This window comes from Neoroseomonas eburnea (assembly GCF_018129005.1).
In the GTDB taxonomy this organism is placed as follows: Bacteria; Pseudomonadota; Alphaproteobacteria; order Acetobacterales; family Acetobacteraceae; genus Neoroseomonas; species Neoroseomonas eburnea.
Genome location: NZ_JAAEDL010000004.1, coordinates 127120 through 146567, shown reverse-complemented (window position 1 = coordinate 146567; position 19448 = coordinate 127120). Strand labels below are relative to the sequence as shown.

Genomic DNA, 19448 nt, shown 5'->3' with positions numbered 1-19448 from the left:
CCTTTCCTGCCCTCAGGCGCCGGGCGCAAACCTCCGGTTTGCTTGGCTTCGCCGGACTGCCGGCGGGCCGCATTCGCGGCCTCCGCACAAGTCAGGAACTCGTGCCGCTGGTATGACTTCGGAGGCCGGTTCCCAGGTGACAAAGAAGGTTGAGGGGGGTGCGGGGGGAGAAGTTCTCTTCTCCCCCCGCCCCTCCTCGACAACCACCCCGCCCCTCGCCAGACTTCCCGCATGGACGCCGCCCGCGACGCCGCCACGCTCAGGCAGATGCTCGACAGCGCGCGTCGCGTCGTCGTCTTCACCGGCGCGGGCATCAGCACCGAATCCGGCATCCCGGATTTCCGTGGCCCGGGCGGCACCTGGGCCCGCGTGCAGCCGATCATGTTCCAGGATTTCGTCTCGTCGGCCGAGGCGCGGCGCGAGGCCTGGCGCCGCCGCTTCGACAGCGAGCCGGTGATGCGTGCCGCGCAGCCCAATCGCGGGCATCGCGCCGTCGCGCTGCTGGTGCGCCAGGGCAAGGCCTCGGCCGTCATCACCCAGAACATCGACGGGCTGCACCAGGCTTCGGGCGTGCCGGAAGCGCAGGTGATCGAGCTGCACGGCAATTCCACCTACGCGCATTGCCTCGACTGCGGAAAGCGTTACGAGATCGGCGCCCTGCGCGCCGCCTTCGAACGCGACGGCGAAGTGCCGGGCTGCGTCGCCTGCGGCGGGCTGGTGAAGACCGCGACGATCAGCTTCGGACAGGCGATGCCGGAAAACGCGATGGAACGCGCGCGGCGCGAGACGCTGGCGGCGGATCTCTTCGTCGTCCTCGGGTCCTCGCTGGTGGTCTATCCGGCCGCGGGCTTCCCCGAGGTCGCCAAGCGCAACGGCGCGCGGCTGGTGATCGTGAACCGGCAGGAGACGCCGCTCGACGACCTCGCCGACCTGGTGGTGCACCACGGCATCGGCGAGGTGATGGGCGGCGCCGTGGGCGTGAACTGACGCGGACCGCACGAAGGTGAAGGCATCGTGCCCGCCTCAGCGCGCCACGCCGCGGCGGAACAGCAGGAACAGCGCCAGCGCGACCACGAGCAGCGCGGCGGCGAAGAGCACCGGCGCGCTCGCCCCGCCGGAGCGGTCCGCCAGCCACCCGGCGAGCGGCGGGAAGCCCGTGCACCCCGCGTAGAACCACACGAAGTACACGCCGAGGCCCAGCGCCCGCCGCTCCGGTGGCACGGCGATCGCCGGCAGGGCCGAGAAGACCGTGATCGGCAGGGCATAGAGCAGCCCGTGCAGGGCAAGGATCGGCGCCGCCAGGCCGGTATGCGCGAAGGGCAGCGCGGCCGCGAGCGCCGCCGCCGCGCCGATGCAGGCGAGCGCCATCGGCACCGTCGTGCCGGCCCGCCGCGCCAGCATCGCCCCCGCCGGCACCGCGACGACGTTCACCCAGGACATCAGCGAGGTCGCGAATCCCGCCTCCGCGACGCCGAGGCCACGTTCCGCCAGCAGCACCGGAGCGAAAGTGACGAGCACCATGTAGGTGCCGTTGACCGCCGCCCAGCAGGCGCCGGCGAGGCACATCAGCCGCACTTCCCGCCCCGTCAGCCGGCCCGCGCCGGGGGGCGGCGCCGGCGCCCGCGGCACGGGCCGGGCCGCAAGGGCGAGTGCCAGGAACGCCAGCCCCCCTGCCGCCGCCGCGACCAGGAACGGCGCCTGCCAGCCGAGCGCCAACGCAACGCCCGGCAACAGCGCCTGCGTCGCCGCGATGCCGATCGGCCAGCCGAGCACATAGACCGCCATGGCAGGAAACAGGTCCGGCCCATGGAAGCGGTCCTGCACCATCTTGGTCAGCAGCAGGATCACCAGCACCGTCCCCACGCCCATCAGCAGGCGCCCGGCGAACAGCGCCGGCACGGATCCGCCGGCCGCCGCGCCAAGCGCGCCCGCCACCAGCAGCGCGAGGCCGAGCAGCACCCCCGCCCGGTCCCCCAGCCGCCGCGCCGCCAGTCCGAGCGGAAAGGCCAGCACCAGGCCAGGGAACCAGAACAGCCCGACCAGCGTGCCGAACCGCGTCCAGTCCAGCCCGAATTCCGGCACCAGCACGGCCGCCGCCGCGCCCGGCGCCTGGAACAGCGCGCCGAGCGCCGCGCGCACGGCAAAGACCGCGGCAAGGAAGGGCAGCGCCGCCATCATCGCAGCACGCGGAGCCGCGACGGCGCGCGCAGCCGCACCAGCAGGATGGCATGCTGCCGGAAGCGTTGCGCGAGCACGGCGCAGCGCCGCCAGTCGGCGAGCAGCAGCAGGTGCCGCTCCGCCCAGGGCGGCCGCGCGGCATGCCCGGCGCCTTCGAGGAAGGCGATGCCGGCGCGGCCCGCCAGCCTGCGCAGCCGGTCGAGTTGCGTGTGGTTCCACGATTCCGGATGCGGCCGGCTCAGCGGGTTCCAGGCGCCGACGAAAGCACCATGCCGGACGCCGGCGGCGCCGAGCAGACGGTCGATCCCGCGCGACCGGCGGCCAAGCCGGATCGTCGCGCCCGCCGCTTCATAGCAGGTGATCCGCCAGCCGCGCGCAAGCCGCGGCCCGACCGGGATCGGGTCCGGCAGGTCGAAGCGGACATGCGGCAGGGTGCGCGCCGGCGTCATGCCAGGTGCAGCAGCATGCCCTTGAGGTAGGCGCTTTCCGGCAGCATCGGGTGCAGCGGATGGTCCGGCCCGGCGCCGCCCATGTGCAGGATGCGCGCATCCCGCCGGGCCCGATGGGCGCCCCAGGCGACGGCATCGGCGAATTCGCCCGGCGCGACATGGTGCGAACAGGACGCGATGAAGAGGAAGCCGCCGCGTTCCACCAGCGTCGCGGCGAGGCGCGCGAGCTTCGCATAGGCGCGCAGCGCCGCCGGCTGGTCCTTGCGCGTCTTGGCGAAGGCCGGCGGGTCGGTGATCACCACGCCGAAGCGGCGGCCCTCGCCGACCATGCGTTCCAGCGCCTCCATCGCCTCGGCGCGCATCGTCGTGACGCGCCCGTCGACGCCGTTCATCGCCGCGGCCTGCTGCGCGGTCATGAGCGCATGTTCGCTGCGGTCGAGCAGCGTGACCTGCGCCGCGCCGGCCACCGCGCAGCCGATCCCGAAGCCGCCGGTGTGGCAGAAGGCATCGAGGACGGTGGCGCCCTTCGACAGCCGGGCGACGCGCGCGCGGTGCTCGCGCTGGTCGAAGAACCAGCCGGTCTTCTGGCCGCCGAGCAGATCGACCGGGAAGCGCAGCCCGTTCTCCTCCACGACGGCGCCTGTGGCGTCGCCGGCGAGCAGCCGCACCTCCTCCTCCAGCCCTTCCAGCTTGCGCACACCGCTGTCGTTGCGCGCGACGATGCCGCGCGGCGCGACCAGCGCCGACAGCGCCTCGACGATCATCGGCGTCGCCGCGTCCATGCCGGCGGTGTTCGCCTGCACCGCGACGACGTCGCCGTAGCGGTCCACCACCAGGCCCGGCAGGCCATCGGCCTCGGCATGGACCAGTCGGTACTGCGGCGCGTCGAACAGGCGGTCGCGCAGGGCGAGCGCCTCGGCGAGGCGCTCGCGGTACCAGGCGCCGTCGCAGGCGGCGGCGGGGTCGGCGGAAAGCCGGCGCGCCGCGATCAGCGAATGCGGGTTGAAGTGCCAGGCACCGTGCTTCACGCCGTCATCGCCTTCGAGACGCACCACGCTGCCCGGCGGCAGCGCCTTCGCCGCCGGGGTCATGGCGATCTCGTTGGAGAAGGCCCAGGGGTGGCCGGACTTCACGCGACGGTCGCGGCCGGGCAGCAGGCGGATCAGGGGGCGGTCTTGGGATGCGGTCATGGCATGGCGGACCATGCCGATGCCGCGCTTGCCCGTCCATGCGCGCAGGCTACGGTGCGCCCATGCAGATCTGCCGGGACCTACCCTCGCTCCGCGCCGCCACTGCCGCCCTGCGCGCGGCCGGCAAGCGCCTCGCCCTCGTGCCGACCATGGGCGCGCTGCATGAGGGGCACCTGTCCCTCGTCGCCGCCGGGCGGCGGGAGGCGGATGCCGTCGCCGCCTCCATCTTCGTCAATCCGCTGCAGTTCGGGGCCAACGAGGACCTGGCGCGCTATCCGCGCGACGAGGAAGGCGACCTCGCCAAGCTGCGCGCGGCGGGCTGCGACCTCGCATGGATGCCGCCGGTGGAGGCGATGTACCCGCCCGGCAGCGCCACCGTGATCGAGGTCGCCGGCCCCTCGGCCGGCTGGGAGGGCGATGCCCGCCCCGGCCATTTCCGCGGCGTCGCCACCGTCTGCTGCAAGCTGTTCCAGCAGACCCAGGCGGAGGTCGCCGCCTTCGGCGAGAAGGACTGGCAGCAGCTCCAGGTCGTCACCCGCATGGCGCGCGACCTCGACATCCCCATCCGCATCCTGCCGGTGGAGACGGTGCGGGAGGCGGACGGGCTCGCCCTGTCCTCGCGCAACCGCTTCCTCTCCGCGCAGGAACGCGCCACCGCGCCGGTGCTGCACCGGGCGATGACGAAGGCCGCCGCGGCGATCGCCGCCGGCGCGCCGGTCGCGTCGGCCCTCGGCGAGGGCCTGGAAACCCTGCGCGACACCGGCTTCGCGCCGGACTACCTCGCCCTGGTCGAGGCCGAGACGCTGAAGCCGCTGACCGCGCGACGCGCGGATGGCCCGATGCGGCTCATCGCCGCAGCGCGGCTCGGCACGGTGCGGCTGCTGGACAACATCCCGGTCGGCTGACGCCGGGACATGCCCCGGCGGCATAGGTGTTAGGCCCGGCGCGCACCGGCCAAGGCGATTGCCCGGCCGGGGGCGCCGATGGCAGCCTGCGCGCGTGTCCGCTGCCGGGACGAAGCGGCGGAACGCGGCGCGGGCGCTGAAGCGCCCCGCCGGGCCGGGAGAGCCCAGACCGCGCACGGCCATCCGATCTGCTGACGGAAGGCGCGGCATGAGCATGAATCGAATCTGGCGGGCAGCCCTGGCGGCACTGTCCCTGGTCGCCGGGGCGGGCGCGGCGATGGCGCAGGACTTCCCCGTGCGCGGCCGGCCTCTGATGTTCATGACCGCCTTCCCGGCCGGCACCGCGATGGACATCTACGGCCGCCTGATCCAGGAACGCGTCCAGCAGGAACTCGGCGTCCCGATGGTCATCGATATCCGTTCCGGCGCCTCCGGCAACATCGGCATGGAAGCCGCCGCGCGCGCCGCGCCGGACGGCCATTCGGTGCTGATCGCCACCTCCGCCATGCTGGCGATCAACCCGGCCGTGCTGCCCGCCATGCCAGTCAACACGCAGGCCGACTTCATCCCGCTGATGACGCTGTTCGAGGCACCGAACTTCATGACCGTCAGCACGGAGAAGCGGCCGAACTTCACCACCTGCGGCGCCGTCGTCGAAGCCGCCCGCGCCGCGCCCGGGCGGCTCAACTACGCGAGCACCGGGATCGGCGCCTCGACGCATCTCGCCGGCGCGCAGTTCGCCGCCGTCCAGGGGATCGACCTGCTGCACGTGCCCTATCGCGGCGGGCCCTTCGCGATGACGGCGCTGCTGCAGGGCGATGTGGACGTCTTCTTCTACCAGACCGGCCCGGTGATCGAGATGTACCGCCAGGGCCGCGTGCGCCTGCTTGGCGTGACCTCCTCCTCGCGCATCCCGGCGGTGCCGGAGGTGCCGACCATCGCGGAAGCCTGCAACATGCCCGGCTTCGAGAGCACCACCTGGTACGGGCTGGTCGTGCCCGCACGCACGCCCGCGCCGATCGTCGCGCGCCTCGCCGATGTCTTCGGCCGCATCGCGCGCGAGCCCGCGATCGAGGCGAAGGTGATCGAATGGGGCTTCGCGCCCTCGGTCGCGGATGGGGAGACGATGCGCCGGCGGCTGGCGGAGGATCTGCCGCGCTGGCGGGCGGTGGTGGAACGTGTCGGCGCGCGGGTGAACTGATCGGACGGAGGGGACCTGCCCCTGGGATAGCCTCACTGCGGGAACCCATTCATGTTGCATTGCAACATGAATGGAACGCCCGTGGGCAGCTCTCTTCTCCCGAGTTCCCCGGCCCCCACAAGAATCCATGCGCGCGCACCGGCCCGGTGCCAAAGTCATGGTTCCCAAAGACCTCTCGGCCTTTGGCGGGGTGGTCTGGAGAGGCGGCTCCGCTCCAGCATCTCAGCATTCGCCCACCCTCGCTCCCGGACCAGCGCGCCCGATACCTCCCCATGGAACTCCGCCAGCTCCGTCTCTTCCGCAGGGTCATCGACGAGGGCAGCTTCTCCCGCGCCGCAGCCCGGCTCGGCGTGACGCAGCCCGCTCTCAGCCGCGCCATCCGCGCGCTGGAGGAGGAGCTCGGCACCAGCCTGCTCTACCGCAACGGCCGCGGCGTCACCCTCACCGAGGACGGCCAGCGCTTCGCGGAGGAACTGGCGCCCATGCTGGAGGGGCTCGAGGCGCTGCGCTCCCGCACCCTCGCCGCCCGCGGCATCCCGCGCGGCCGGGTCAGCCTGGCGATGCCGCCTTCCGTCGCCGCGCTGCTCGCACCGGCCCTGCTGCGCCACCTCCAAGCGGAATCACCTGAGGTCGAGCTGCATCTGCTCGACGGCTTCACCGGCACACTCCATGAGTGGCTGACCGCCGGGCGCGTCGACATCGCGGTGCTCAACACCCATCGGCGCAGCGCCGTGCTGCGCACCGAGCCGCTCTTCGACGCGCATCTCCACCTGGCCTATCCGCCGGGGGATCCGGTGGTCCTGCCGCTCCTCGATGCGGCGGGGGAGATCGCCCTCGCCGACGTCGCCGCGCTCCCGCTCCTGCTGCCCGGACGACATCACGGCATGCGCCGGGAATTCGAGGCCGCGCTCGCCGCACAGGATCTCGCGGCACGGAAGGTGACGGATGTCGACTCGCTCGCCGCCCTGCTGAGCCTGCTGGACGGCAGGCTCGGCTACGGCATCCTGGCCTGGGACGCGATGGCGCGGGAACTGCGCGCCGGGCTGCTCGCAGCGGCGCGCATCCGTGCGCCGGAACTGCTGCACGGCTTCGTCGTCGCCACCTCGGCGGATCGGCAGATCTCGACCGCGGCCCATGCGGTGATCCGCTTCCTGCGCGCGGAGGTGCGGCGGCTGGCGGCGGCAGGAACGCTGAAGGGGCGGGTGCCGGGGACGTAGCGCGGGGGCGAGGCTCCGCTCAGGGGCGCCGCCCCCGAGACCCCCGCCAGGTGGCTGGGCCACCTGGACCGCCTGGAGGGGAACGGATCCCAGGGGGGTTCGCCGCATCGGGCGAAGGTGCGCTCTGCAACAGGGAGCTGGCACGCCTGGTCGGAGAGTGGGGCGATGCCGTTCCGCCTCCCGGATGATTGTTCAGGCGGCGAGGGCCCGCGCCGCGCCGCGCAGCGCCGGCAGGACGTGGCGGCCGAGACGCTCGACGGCCGCCAGCACAGGGCCCTGGCCCAGGCCCGAGAAGCCCGAATAGAGGCTGACATGCGTCGGGCGCAGCGCGCGCAGGTCGTCGGCCAGGATGCGCGCCACCTTCTCGGCGGAGCCGATCGGCGCATGCTCGAGCAGCCAGTCGACGCTCGGCTCGCCCTCGAAGGGCACGGCCTGCAGCAGCACGCCCTGGCGGGGCGGGTCGGGCAGGCGCAGCGCCAGCGTGCTGCGCGACAGCGCCAGCAGGCCCTCGGCGGCGCGGCGCTGCTCCGCGGGATCCTCGGTGACGAAGACATAGCGCTGCACGCCGAGCGGGATGTCCGCTCCGGCGAAGCCGGCGGCGCGATAGGGGGCCTCCACCTTCGCCTTCGCCGGCAGGGCGGCATCCCCCCAGCGCAGGCCGGGGCTGATCAGCAGCGTTGCCCCCGCCCGCGCGGCCCGGCCGATGAGCCCGGCATCCCCGCCGGCGAGGTAGAGCGGCGGCATGGCGGAAGGCAGGCAGATCGGCGAGGCCGGGATGCGGTAGTGCTTCCCCTCCAGCGCCACCTGGCCGGTGGCAAGGCCCTGTTCGAGGATGTCCCAGCCCTCGTGCAGGATGGTCGTCCGCTCGCCGAGGTCGATGCCGTAGCTGCGGAACTCGTGCGGCTGATGGCCGGTGCCGATGCCGAGGATCAGCCGGCCCGGCGCCATGAGCTGCGCCATGCCGATCTCCTGCACCGCCCGCAGCGGATGGTGCAGCGGCAGCACCACCACCGCGGGTCCGAGCCGGATGCGCCGCGTCACCGCCGCGCAATGCGCCACCATCATCAGCGGGGAGGCGCAGATGGAAGCGCTGGTGAAATGATGCTCGGCGAACCAGGCGGCGTCGAAGCCAGTCCGCTCGGCGAGCTGCACCGCCTCGACGGTCGTCGCCATCACCTCCGCTGGCCTCTCCCCGGCGTGGTTGAGCGACATCAGGTTGAAGAGGGCGAACTCCATGCACATGCCTCCGCCAGCAACGCCTGAAGTGAGGCTATCGCCCGCGGCCATGCCCGGGACCGGACAATGGGCGCCTAGCGGATATGCCGTGCGTGGCGAGGCGCCGGTCCGGCGTCGCGAAGGCGCCGCCTATCGCCGGACGGCGAGCGCGATGCCGGCGAGGGTAAGCAGCAGCGCCGTCGCCTCCCGCCAGCCGAAGGGCTCGCCGAGCACGATCGCCGCGCTCGCCACGCCCACCATCGGCGTGATCAGCGTGCCGAGCGAGGCGAGCGAGGCCGGCAGGCGTCGCAGCGCCGCGAACCAGGAGAGGTAGCAGAGGCCGAGCGCGAAGACGCCGCCATAGGCGATCAGCGCCCAGCCGCCGGCGGACAGCGTGCCGAAGCGCATCGGGTCGAACATGGCCGCCGCGATGCCGAGCGGCGCGATGCCGAGACCCACCTGCCAGGCCGCGCCGCTGGTCGGCGGCAGCCCGAGCGGCCAGCGCTTCGACAGCACCGTGCCGAGCGAGAACAGGATGGCCGAGGCCAGGCCGAAGGCCACGCCCGGCAGCTTCTCCAGCCCCACCGCGACGCCGCGGCCGAGCACCAGCAGCGCGAGTCCCGCCAGCGCCAGGATCAGCCCGGCGACACGCGCCGCGCCGGGGCGTTCGCCGAGGATCGCCCAGGCCATCAGCGAGGCCCAGACCGGCATGGTGTAGCAGACGATGGTCGCCTCCGCCGCCGCCAGCCAGAGCAGCGAGAAGGAGGCGAGACCCATCCAGGCCGTCACGTTCAGCAGCGAGGCGAGGATCAGCCGCGGCCAGAGGCCGAGCGGCACCGCCAGGCTTTCGCCCCGCAGCCGCGCGACCGCGAGCAGCACGAGCAGCCCGAGCGCGCCGGCGGCCGAACGGGTCGAGAGCACGGGCAGCTCGGCCAGCAGCAGCTTCATCGCCGGCCAGTTGAGCCCCCAGCCGATCGTCGTCGCCAGCAGCAGCGCGAGCCCGGCCGCGTCGGGACGCAGCGCGGCCTCGCCGCCGGCGCGAAGGGTCAATGCATGAAGTCCGGCTCGTCGCGCGCGAGGATGCGCTTGACGCTTTCGAGGTGCAGCCGCGCGCTCTCGCTGTCGCCATCGCGCATCTGCTCGTAGGTGCGCTGCGCCATCTCGTGCGGCACGGGCTTGAGCGGCCGGCCCGTGGAGAGGGCGAGCCGCTGCGCTTCCGCCGCGCGCTCGAGGTAGTAGAGGTCGTCCCACGCCTCGGCGACCGAGGGGCCCACCACCATCACGCCGTGGTTCTTCATGAAGACGATGTCGGCCTCGCCGATGCTGGCGGCGATGCGGTCGCCCTCCGTCTCGTCGAGGGCGAGGCCGCCATATTCCTCGTCCACCACGGTGCGGCCGTAGAACTTCAGCGCCGTCTGCCCGGCCCAGACCAGCGGCGGGCCTTCGAGCATGGCGAGCGCCGTCGCGTTCGGCATGTGCGTGTGGAACGCGGCCCTGGCGCGCGCCACGTTCTTGTGGACCCGCGCGTGGATGTAGAAGGCCGTCGCCTCCGGCACGCCGTCGCCGGCGATCACATTGCCCTTGAAGTCGCAGACCAGCAGGCGGGATGCGGTGATCTCGCTGAACGCCCAGCCATAGGGGTTGACGAGAAAGAGGTCGTCGCGCCCCGGCACCACGAAGGAGAAGTGGTTGCAGATGCCCTCATGCATGCCGAGCCGCGCCGCCATGCGGAAGCAGGCCGCGAGGTCCACGCGCGCCTGGCGCACGGCATCGGCGTCGAGTTCGGTGTTGCGCAGGATGGCGGGCGCGGCGGGCGCGCCGAGGGCATGGGCCATGAATCTCCGTCCTTCCCGGAAGGCGCACAAACTCGCGCATGCCCGGCCGGAGGGCAATCCGTCCGCCGCCAGGGTTGCCGGGCGAACCGGGCAGGCTGTATCGACGGACGGCCGAGGTCACGACGGAGCCGCGAAGCCGACCGAGATGCTGAGCACCAACCCCTATCGCGGCCGCCCCGACCATTGCTTCTGGCGGCAGGCCGTCTCCGGGCGCGATGCGACCGGGGTGGACCCCGTCACCGCGCTGCCCTTCCGGATTTCCCGTACCGACGCGGTGGCGACGGCGGGCAGTTGCTTCGCGCAGCACCTGTCGCGGCACCTCTCGGCCGCGGGCTTCCGCAGCCTGGTCACCGAGCGCCATCCCGGCGGCGTTGCGCCGGACGAAGGCTACGGCGTGTTCCCGGCTCGCTTCGGCAACATCTACACGACCTTGCAGCTTCGCCAGCTCTTCGAGCGCGCCTACGGGCTGATGCGGCCGAAGGCGCGGGCCTGGGCGCTGCCGGGCGGCGGCTTCGTCGATCCCTGCCGCCCGCGCATCCAGGCCGGCGGCTTCCCGAGCCTCGAGGCGCTGGAGGAGGACCGCCGCCGGCACCTCGCCGCCGTGCGCCGCATGTTCGAAGGCTGCGACGTCTTCATCTTCACGCTCGGCCTGACGGAAGGCTGGGTGGCGGCGGAGGACGGGCTCGCCGTGCCGCTGCACCCCGGCGTGCTCGGCGTCGCGACGCCGCCGGATGCCTGGCGCTTCGTCAATGCCGGCTTCGCCGAGACGCTCGCCGCGCTCGAGGCCTTCCTTGCGGGGCTGCGCGACGTCAATCCACGGGTGCGGGTGATGCTCACCGTCTCCCCGGTGTCGCTCATCGCGACGCATGAGGACCGGCACGTGCTGGTCTCCACCGTCGCGAGCAAGGCGATCCTGCGCGCCGTGGTCGAGGAGCTGTGCCGGCGCGACCCTGCCATCGCCTATTTCCCATCCTTCGAGATCATCACCGGGCCACAGGCGCGCGGGCGCTTCTTCGCCGACGACCTGCGCGAGGTGACGCCGGAAGGCGTCGCGCAGGTGATGGAACTCTTCGCGCGCCACGGGCTGGACGACGCGCCGGCGCCCGCCGCTGCGCCGGCCGCGCCGCCTGCCATCGCCGCCCCGCCGCCGGCGCCCACCGCCGCGGTCAGCGCCGAGGAGGCCGCCGACTACGCCGCGCTGACCAGGGTGATCTGCGACGAGGAAGCGATCGTCGCGCCCGGCGGGCCGGCGTGATGCGGCTTGCGGTGCTGGGGAACTGCCAGGCGCACGGCTATGCCCATGCGCTCGCGCACCTGCTGCCGGAAGCGGACGTCGAGGCCTTCGAGGCCGCCGTCATCCGCAACGCCAAGCGCGTGCCGAACGCGGTCGAGCTGCTGCGGGGCTTCGACGCGGTGTTCAGCCAGGATTTCGGGCCGGAGTTCGGCAAGCTGCAGACCAGGATGCTGGCCGCAAACGGCCCGCCGCTGCACCGCCTGCCGGCGATCGCCTTCCGCGGCTACCACCCCGACATGGCCTACCTCACGGTGGAGGGGCAGGTGCAGGGCTCGCCGCTCGGCGCCTATCACTCGGCGATCGTCGCCGCCGCCTTCTCGCTCGGCCTCGCCGAAGGCGACGTGCCGACCCTGTTCAACCGGCTGGTCTACAACCGGCTCGGCTACGTGTCGGCCTTCGGCGGCGCCCGGACGCTGCTGCTCGACCAGCTGGCGAAGTACGGGCTCGACATGGCGGCCGAGTTCGAGGCGTGGCACGCGCGCGGGCCGTTCATGCACACCATGAACCACCCCTGCGGCTTCGTGCTCGCGGACGTGGCGCGCGCCGCGGCGATCCGCGCCGGGCTGCTGCCCGCCGATGCGCCGCATGTCGCACCGCCCTGCGACCAGCTCGCGAGCGACACCATCTGGCCCGTCTATCCGGAGATCGCCGAGGCGCACGGCGTGCCCGGCGGGATGATGTTCAAGCGCATCACGCGCCAGGTCGCGCCGCTGGGGAATTCCACCTACATCCCGCTGCCGCGGTTGATCCGCGAGAGCTACCAGATGTACCGCGCCCTGCCCGAAGCCGGCTTCCGGGAAGGCGCCGTCGGCAAGGTGCGGGAGAAGCTCGCGGCGCTCGTCGGGTAGCGGGCCGGGGGGAAGGGGCGCTGGCACGCGGCGCCGCGGTCGGGGCATGAAGGGCGGAGGGGCTTTGCCCCATGCGTGCCGGATGTTCGGCGCTGCTGATCGGAGAGGGGCGCCGCCCCTCTCCGGCTCCCATCTTCGCGCGCATGGGGCTTTCCGCCCCCCCTGGCCACATCACGCCCGCGTGGCATGATGCGGCTCAAGAACGACACCAATGGGGGAAACCGAACCATGAACCGCAGGCACCTTCTGGCCGGCGCGGCCGCCGTGCCGCTCGCCGCCATCCGCCCTTCCGCCGGGCGCGCGCAGTCGGGCATCTCCGATGGCGTGGTGAAGATCGGCGTGCTCGACGACATGTCGGGCGTCTTCGCCGACCAGCAGGGCATGGGCGACGTCGTCTCCGCCCGCCTCGCCATCGAGGATTTCGGCGGCCGCGTGAACGGCATGCCGATCGAGCTCGTCCATGGCGACCTGCAGAACCGCGCCGATGTCGGCATGTCGATCGCGCGGCGCTGGTACGACCAGGAGAAGGTCGATGCCATCTTCGGCCTCGGCAATTCCGCCGTCGCGCTCGCGGTGCAGAACCTGGCGCGGGAGAAGCAGAAGGTCGACATCGTCATCGCCGCCGGCACCACGGACCTGACGGGCAAGGACTGCTCGCCCTACGGCGTGCACTGGACCTACGACAACTACGCCTTGTCGCGCGGCACCGTCGGCGCGGTGATGCAGGGCGGCGGGCGCCGCTGGTATTTCATCACCTCGGACTACGCCTTCGGGCATTCGCTGGAAGCCAATGCGACGGCGGTGATCCGCCAACTCGGCGGACAGGTGATGGGCAGCACGCGCGCACCGCTGGGGGAGACGGACTATTCCTCCCACCTGGTGCGCGCGGCGGGGTCGGGGGCGAATGTCGTCGGCATCGCCGCGGCAGGCACGGATCTCATCAACATCGTCAAGCAGATGGGCGAATTCGGGCTGAACCGGCGTGGCATCCAGCCGGCGGCGCTGCTCTGCCTGCTGACGAACATCAAGGCGATCGGTCTCGACACGGCGCAGGGCATGGTCTTCACCGAGGCCTACTACTGGGACCAGAACGACGCGACGCGCGCCTACGCGCAGCGGTTCCAGCGCATCCACGGCCGGCCGCCCACCATGTTCCAGGCCAGCATGTGGGGGGCCGTCACGCACTACCTGAAGGCGGTGCAGGCCGCGGGCACCGATGCCGCAGCGGCGGTGATGGCGAAGATGCGCGAGACGCCGATCAACGACTTCATGACGGCCAACGGCACCATCCGCGCCGATGGCCGCGTCATCCGCGACATGTACCTGATGCGCGCCAAGCAGCCGTCCCAGGCGCGCGGGGAATGGGACCTGCTGGAGGTGGCGCAGGCCATCCCCGGCAACGAAGCCTATCGCCCGCTGGCCGAGGGGGGCTGCCCGCTCATTCGCTGAACCGCGCGGCCGGCGCCGCGCGCCGGGCCATCCGGCCGGCCGCAGCCCGATCCGTGCAAGCCCCGCCACCCGTCCCGGCCAAACGGCCGGAACGGCCCCGGCGTCAGTCGGCGGCCTCGGCGACCTCGACGACAGGCACCACCTCGACCCGCGCGACGCCGCTGCGGATCATGTCGATGTCGCGCGCGATCCGCGGGCTGAGGTCGACGATGCGGCCGCGGGTCCAGGGACCGCGGTCGGTCACCGTACCGGTCGCGGACAGGCCGTTGTGGAGGTTCGTCACGCGGACGACGGTGCCGAAGGGCAGCGTCCGGTGCGCGATGGTATCGGAAGACGGATCGAAGCGGCTGCCGTTCGCCATGCGCCGGCCGTTGAAGTGGCGCGCGTAATAGGAGGCGGTCCCGACCTGCGGCGGCCCGGCGGGCTGTTCCACCGTCGCCGCGGCGACAGGCTGGGCGCTGCCCTGGACCGACTGGGCGCAGCCCATGGTCATCGAGGAGAAGCCAAGCACGGCGCAACTCGCCGCGATCCGCAGGGCCGTGGTCCGGGACCTGCCGCTTCGGCCGGTCCGAGGCTCCCCTGACATGCGCTCCGGGGCGGAACAGCGTGCAGAGGGGTGGGGGGCATGGCGTTGGAACCCCATGGGGGGACTCTCCTTGGCGGTTCTGGCTGCGCGAGCCATTGCGGGGGGATGCGCGCCCGGCGGCGCGCGATGGTCTCCAGTGGGCAGATGACGCGTGAATTCGCCGGCAGCCGGGGAGCTGCCGATCCATGCCATGCAGCAAATCGCGGCCGAGCGCAACAGTCCCGACCCGCCGGCACGTCACATCAATGCCATCGACTGCCTCGCAGGCTCCTGGCGATTTGAATTATTCGCCAAGTATCACAACTTTCCTTCTATTAGGACTTGTTCCTAACACAATTGAACTAACGCGCATCAGCATTGTATTCGGAGCCGGCGCGGAGGCGGCATCGGGGGCGGCCTCGCGGCCGGTGGACAGGGGCCGCCGGCGGGCTTAGAGCCCGCTTGAGAATGCACCGTCCGGCGCATTCTCATGTCGGCACCGCCCCGCCCCCGGCCCGGCCACCCAACGACACCATGCCGAACTGGGTGGCCGGGCCGGGCCGGGGTGAGGGCCGGTGCCGACCTTCTCGAACGGCCTCTGAACCGGCCCCCCTCCAAAGCAGCACGGGCACGAACACCGATGAGCGGTACCAACCAGCGGATCGACGGCAAGCGCCTCTGGGACAGTCTGATGGCGATGGCCGAGATCGGCGCCACGCCCAAGGGCGGCGTGAAGCGCCTGACCCTCTCCGATGTCGACAAGGCCGGGCGCGACCGCTTCAAGGGCTGGTGCGAGGCGCTCGGCCTGACGGTGCGCGTGGACGCCATCGGCAACATGTTCGCCCGCCGGGAAGGTCGTGACCCCAAGCGCCTCCCGGTGCTGATGGGCAGCCACCTCGACAGCCAGCCGACCGGCGGCAAGTTCGACGGCGCGCTCGGCGTCATCGCGGGGCTCGAGGTGATGCGCTCGCTGAACGACCTCAACATCGTCACCGAGGCGCCGATCGAGCTGGTGAACTGGACCGACGAGGAAGGCTCGCGCTTCGGCCATTCGCTGATGGGATCGGGCGTCTGGGCCGGGATCTACACGCAGGAGAAGGCCTATGGCCTGAAGGACGTGGACGGCATGTCCGTCTCCGAGGCGCTGGACCAGATCGGCTACAAGGGGACGCATGCCGCGAAGCCCTTCCCGGCCGATGCCTATTTCGAGCTGCACATCGAGCAGGGCCCGATCCTCGAGAAGGAGGGCAAGCAGATCGGCATCGTCACCGGCGCGCAGGCGCAGGTCTGGTACGACGCCGTCATCACCGGCCAGGACAGCCATGCGGGCACGACGCCGCCCTCCGCGCGCAAGGATGCGCTGGTCGCCGCGGCGCGGGTGATCACGCTGGTCGACGAGCTGATGCGCGCGCGCGGCGAGGACGGCCGCGGCACGGTCGGCTTCCTGCAGGTGATGCACCCCTCCCGCAACGTGGTGCCCGGCGAGGTGCGCTTCAGCGTCGAGTTCCGCCACCCGCTGGACGCCGAGATCAGGACGCTCGCCGACACCTTCCCCGAGCAGGCGCGCAAGCTCGTCGCCGAGACGGGCTGCCAGCTCGACCTGGCGGAACTGTTCCTCATCCCGGCCCAGCCCTTCGACCCGTCCTGCGTGGATCTGGTGCGCCAGGCGACGAAGCGGCTCGGCCTCTCGGCGCGCGAGATCATCTCCGGCGCCGGCCACGACGCCGTCTATGTGGCGCGTTCGGTGCCGACGGCGATGATCTTCACCCCGTGCAAGGACGGCCTGTCGCACAACGAGGCCGAGAGCATCCTCCCCGAGGAGGCCGAGGCCGGCTGCCAGGTGTTGTTCGAAGCCGTGGTGGCCCGCGCCAACCGGCCGGCCTGAGCAGGGGCCGCAAGGTCGGGGGGAGGGAACTCCCCCCTCCTTTTCCGACCACCGGCATGGGCGTGCCCGGCGCGCCGGGCCGCCCTGCCGACAGCCAAGGAAGGGAGGGGGTTCGCGGGGGAGGTTCCCCTCCCCCGCGCCTTCCTATTCCCTTCACGGCACTGCCGTCACCAGCACTTCGCCCTTGGTGATCACCGGCGGCTGCGGCAGCAGTTCCGCCAGGTTGGCGGCGACGATGCCGCGCACCTTCTCATGCGCCGCCTCCGCCTCCGCCTGGCTGTCGAAGAGGCTGATCGAGAAGGCGCCGCCCTCGCTCCGCCCCGCCCAGTAACCTCGGAAGCCGGGATGCGCCTTCAGCATCGGCAGGACCGTCGCCTCGACGCGGCGCACGATCTCCTCGATCGAGCCGGTGGCGGAGTAGCTGCGGATCATCGCGTACATGGCGCAATCCTCATCGGCGGAAGAACCCAGCGACGAATTGCTGCGCCCAGGCGAAGCGCCGCGTCAAACGGGCGCTTCGCAGGTGCGGTAGGATTCACCTCGCGCGGCGCAGCGCCTTCTCGGCCTCCACCAGCACCAGCAGCAGCGCGCCGGCGCCGAGACAGGCCGGCACCTCCGTCACACCGAGCGATGCGGTGCCGAAGGTCCATTGCAGCGGCGGCGCCCAGGTCATGGCCGCCTGCGCTGCCGAGGTGATGGCAATGCCCGTCCAGATCGCCGGCGTGCCGCGGAACCCCTCGGCGGAGAAGCCGCTGCCGCGCGACTGTCGCGCGGCGAAGAGGTAGCCGACCTCCATCGCCACGATCGCGTTGACGACCAGCGTCCGCGATTCCTCGACCGAGAGCCCGCGTGCCGTCGCCCAGAGATCCAGGGCGAAGGCGCAGCCCGCCATCACCGCGGAGACGAAGACCACGCGCCAGGCCAGCACCGCCGGCAGGAGGGATGCTCCCGGCACGCGCGGCGGACGGCCCATCACATCGCGTTCGGGCGGTTCGAAGGCGAGGGTCAGGCCGAGCGCCACCGCCGTCACCATGTTGATCCACAGGATCTGCACCGGCGACATCGGCAGGGCGAGGCCGAGCCCGATCGCCGCCAGCACGACCAGCGATTCCCCGCCATTGGTGGGCAGCGTCCAGGCGATGACCTTCTGCAGGTTGTCGTAGACCGTGCGTCCTTCGCGCACCGCGGCGGCGATCGAGGCGAAGTTGTCGTCGGCGAGCACCATGTCGGCGGCCTCCTTGGCCGCCTCGGTCCCCTTGCGGCCCATGGCCACGCCGACATCGGCGCGCTTCAGGGCGGGGGCGTCGTTCACGCCGTCCCCGGTCATGGCGACGACCGCGCCGCCCGCCTGCAGCGCGGTCACCAGGCGCAGCTTCTGCTCCGGGCTCGTGCGCGCGAAGACGTCGGTCTCCGCCGCCGCGCCCTGGAGCGCCTCATCGTCCAGGCTGTCGAGATCCACGCCGGTCAGGGCACGCCCCGTCGCGTCGAGGCCGAGCGCGCCGGCGATGGCGCGCGCCGTCCCCGGGTGGTCGCCGGTGATCATCTTCACGCGGATCCCGGCCGACCGGCAGGCGGCGACCGCCGCGATCGCCTCCGTCCGCGGCGGGTCCACGAGGCCGACCAGGCCGAGCATGGTCAGCCGCGGCAGCCGCGCATCGGCGAGGCCGGCATCGTCCGGCAGCCGCGCCTCCGCCAGCGCAAGCACGCGATATCCGCCGTCCGCGAGGCGATGCGCCGCCGCCTCCCAGGCGGCGGGATCGAGCGCGCGCACGCCCTCCGGCGCCGCCTCATGGCGGCAGAGCGGCAGGAGCGCCTCCGGCGCGCCCTTCACGGCGAGGATCCGGCCGCCTTCCCCGTCCTCGTGCAGCGTCGCCATCCAGCGATGGCGCGCGTCGAAGGGGATGGCATCGAGCCGCGGTTCTTCGGCCGCCACCCCCGCCCGGGCCGCGAGCGCGATGAGCGCCCCCTCCATCGGGTCCCCGAGCACCTGCCAGTGCCCGGCATCGCCGGGCGCCAGGGCGGCGTCGTTGCAGAGCGCACCGGCGCGCGCCAGGCGGCGCAGCAGGCCGATCGTCTCCGGGTCGGGGTCGCCGCCCTCGGCGGCCATGATGCTCGCCTTCGGCCCGTAGCCCGCACCCTCGATCGCGAGTTCGCCGGCCGAGGTGACCACCGCGCCGGCGACCATCTCGTTGCGTGTGAAGGTGCCGGTCTTGTCGGAGCAGATGACGCCGACGGCGCCCAGCGTCTCCACCGCCGGCAGCCGGCGGATGATGGCGTTGCGCGCCGCCATGCGGCGCACGCCGATCGCCAGCGTCACCGTCAGCACGGCGGGCAGCCCCTCCGGGATGGCCGCGACGGCGAGGCCGACCACGGCCATGAAGGCCTCGGCCGCGGGCCAGCCCCGCAGCAGCGCGACGCCGAAGGCGAGGACGGCGAGTGCGAGGACCGCCAGCGTCACCTGGCGGGCGAAGCGGTCCATCCGGCGGAGCAGCGGCGTCTCCAGCGTCTCGACGCCGGCGAGCATGGCGCTGACCTTGCCGATCTCCGTCGCCGCGCCGGTGCCGACGACGACGCCCCGCGCCTGGCCGGCGACGACCAGCGTGCCGGAGAACAGCAGGGAGCGCCGGTCGCCGAGGGCCGCCTCCTCCGGCACGGCGTCGGCGGATTTGTCGGCGGGGACCGATTCCCCGGTCAGCATCGCCTCCTCCGCCCGCAAGCCGCGCGCCGAGAGGATGCGCAGGTCGGCGGGAACGCGGTCCCCGGCCTCGAGCAGGACGATGTCGCCGGGCACCGCCTCCTGCGCGTCGATCTCCTGGCGCCGGCCGTCGCGGATCACCGAGGCGCGCGGGGCGAGCAGGTCACGGATCGCGGCCAGCGCCTGCTCCGCCTTGCCTTCCTGGATGAAGCCGACGATCGCGTTCAGCACCACCACGGCGAGGATGACCGCGGCATCGAGCGGATGGCCGAGCAGCGCGCTCGCCGCCGCCGCTGCCAGCAGCACGTAGATCAGCAGGTTGCGGAACTGGTCGAGGAAGCGCAGCAGCGCCCCGCGCCGCGGCGGTTCCGGCAGCCGGTTGGGGCCGTGGCGGCGAAGCCGCTCCTCGGCGGCGGGGCCGGACAGTCCTTCCGCCCCCACATCGAGACGCGCCTGCACTTCACCGGGTGACATGGCGTGCGAGGGCGACGGCGACGCATCCGCCCGATCCTGCGCGGACAT

At 72.6% G+C, this 19448-nt stretch carries 17 protein-coding genes; 8 read left to right on the top strand and 9 right to left on the bottom strand.

Features of this window, described 5'->3' with window-relative positions; genetic code table 11:
- Positions 1-231: 231 nt before the first annotated feature.
- Positions 232-987: an SIR2 family NAD-dependent protein deacylase gene (locus tag GXW74_RS05920; protein ID WP_211845542.1), complete on the top strand. Its 756-nt coding sequence runs from the start codon at positions 232-234 to the stop codon at positions 985-987.
- A 36-nt stretch (positions 988-1023) separates the two neighbouring features.
- Here the strand turns inward: GXW74_RS05920 and GXW74_RS05915 are convergent, their stop codons facing one another.
- From GXW74_RS05915 to GXW74_RS05905, 3 genes are read right to left on the bottom strand one after another with little or no spacing between them, the layout of a single operon-like run.
- Positions 1024-2175 (bottom strand): MFS transporter, encoded by a 1152-nt coding sequence (locus GXW74_RS05915; protein WP_211845541.1) that lies wholly within the window; start codon positions 2173-2175, stop codon positions 1024-1026.
- Positions 2175-2627: a DUF3293 domain-containing protein gene (locus tag GXW74_RS05910; RefSeq protein ID WP_211845540.1), complete on the bottom strand. Its 453-nt coding sequence runs from the start codon at positions 2625-2627 to the stop codon at positions 2175-2177. The genes GXW74_RS05915 and GXW74_RS05910 overlap by 1 nt, the downstream gene beginning before the upstream one ends.
- Positions 2624-3817: a class I SAM-dependent rRNA methyltransferase gene (locus GXW74_RS05905; RefSeq protein WP_246522941.1), complete on the bottom strand. Its 1194-nt coding sequence runs from the start codon at positions 3815-3817 to the stop codon at positions 2624-2626. The genes GXW74_RS05910 and GXW74_RS05905 overlap by 4 nt, the downstream gene beginning before the upstream one ends.
- Before the next feature lie 62 nt (positions 3818-3879).
- Between GXW74_RS05905 and panC the strand changes: the two genes are divergently transcribed.
- The 3 genes from panC to GXW74_RS05890 all read left to right on the top strand — a co-directional run bounded on the left by panC (position 3880) and on the right by GXW74_RS05890 (position 7140).
- Positions 3880-4722: a pantoate--beta-alanine ligase gene (gene panC, locus GXW74_RS05900; protein ID WP_211845538.1), complete on the top strand. Its 843-nt coding sequence runs from the start codon at positions 3880-3882 to the stop codon at positions 4720-4722.
- Positions 4723-4930: 208 nt separating this feature from the next.
- A complete protein-coding gene (locus GXW74_RS05895; RefSeq protein ID WP_246522940.1) occupies positions 4931-5923 on the top strand; it encodes a Bug family tripartite tricarboxylate transporter substrate binding protein in 993 nt (330 codons plus the stop codon).
- 272 nt (positions 5924-6195) lie between these two features.
- On the top strand, positions 6196-7140 hold the full coding sequence (locus GXW74_RS05890; RefSeq protein WP_211845537.1) for a LysR family transcriptional regulator: 945 nt from the start codon (positions 6196-6198) through the stop codon (positions 7138-7140).
- A 192-nt stretch (positions 7141-7332) separates the two neighbouring features.
- Here the strand turns inward: GXW74_RS05890 and GXW74_RS05885 are convergent, their stop codons facing one another.
- The 3 genes from GXW74_RS05885 to GXW74_RS05875 all read right to left on the bottom strand — a co-directional run bounded on the left by GXW74_RS05885 (position 7333) and on the right by GXW74_RS05875 (position 10190).
- Complete coding sequence (locus tag GXW74_RS05885) at positions 7333-8376, bottom strand: LLM class flavin-dependent oxidoreductase (RefSeq protein WP_211845536.1); 1044 nt, start codon at positions 8374-8376, stop codon at positions 7333-7335.
- A gap of 129 nt (positions 8377-8505) precedes the next feature.
- A complete protein-coding gene (locus GXW74_RS05880) occupies positions 8506-9405 on the bottom strand; it encodes a DMT family transporter (protein ID WP_211845535.1) in 900 nt (299 codons plus the stop codon).
- Positions 9402-10190, bottom strand: a complete 789-nt coding sequence (locus GXW74_RS05875; RefSeq protein ID WP_211845534.1) for an aldolase — start codon at positions 10188-10190, stop codon at positions 9402-9404. Before GXW74_RS05875 ends, GXW74_RS05880 begins: the two co-directional genes overlap by 4 nt.
- A 145-nt stretch (positions 10191-10335) precedes the next feature.
- Here GXW74_RS05875 and GXW74_RS05870 point away from each other — a divergent pair, with 145 nt between their 5' ends.
- The 3 genes from GXW74_RS05870 to GXW74_RS05860 all read left to right on the top strand — a co-directional run bounded on the left by GXW74_RS05870 (position 10336) and on the right by GXW74_RS05860 (position 13781).
- Complete coding sequence (locus GXW74_RS05870) at positions 10336-11445, top strand: GSCFA domain-containing protein (protein ID WP_211845533.1); 1110 nt, start codon at positions 10336-10338, stop codon at positions 11443-11445.
- Entirely contained in the window at positions 11445-12332 is an 888-nt protein-coding gene (locus tag GXW74_RS05865; RefSeq protein ID WP_246522986.1) for a WcbI family polysaccharide biosynthesis putative acetyltransferase, read from the top strand. Before GXW74_RS05870 ends, GXW74_RS05865 begins: the two co-directional genes overlap by 1 nt.
- 228 nt (positions 12333-12560) lie before the next feature.
- Positions 12561-13781 (top strand): ABC transporter substrate-binding protein, encoded by a 1221-nt coding sequence (locus tag GXW74_RS05860; protein WP_211845531.1) that lies wholly within the window; start codon positions 12561-12563, stop codon positions 13779-13781.
- 103 nt (positions 13782-13884) lie between these two features.
- Here GXW74_RS05860 and GXW74_RS05855 read toward each other — a convergent pair whose 3' ends face one another.
- Complete coding sequence (locus GXW74_RS05855) at positions 13885-14292, bottom strand: septal ring lytic transglycosylase RlpA family protein (RefSeq protein ID WP_338148151.1); 408 nt, start codon at positions 14290-14292, stop codon at positions 13885-13887.
- Positions 14293-14986: 694 nt separating this feature from the next.
- Between GXW74_RS05855 and GXW74_RS05850 the strand changes: the two genes are divergently transcribed.
- Positions 14987-16231: a Zn-dependent hydrolase gene (locus tag GXW74_RS05850; protein WP_211845530.1), complete on the top strand. Its 1245-nt coding sequence runs from the start codon at positions 14987-14989 to the stop codon at positions 16229-16231.
- A 153-nt stretch (positions 16232-16384) separates the two neighbouring features.
- Here GXW74_RS05850 and GXW74_RS05845 read toward each other — a convergent pair whose 3' ends face one another.
- Together GXW74_RS05845 and GXW74_RS05840 are read right to left on the bottom strand one after the other, a co-directional pair.
- Entirely contained in the window at positions 16385-16672 is a 288-nt protein-coding gene (locus tag GXW74_RS05845; RefSeq protein ID WP_211845529.1) for a hypothetical protein, read from the bottom strand.
- 94 nt (positions 16673-16766) lie between these two features.
- Positions 16767-19448, bottom strand: coding sequence for a cation-translocating P-type ATPase (locus GXW74_RS05840; protein ID WP_246522939.1), 2682 nt, complete (start codon positions 19446-19448; stop codon positions 16767-16769).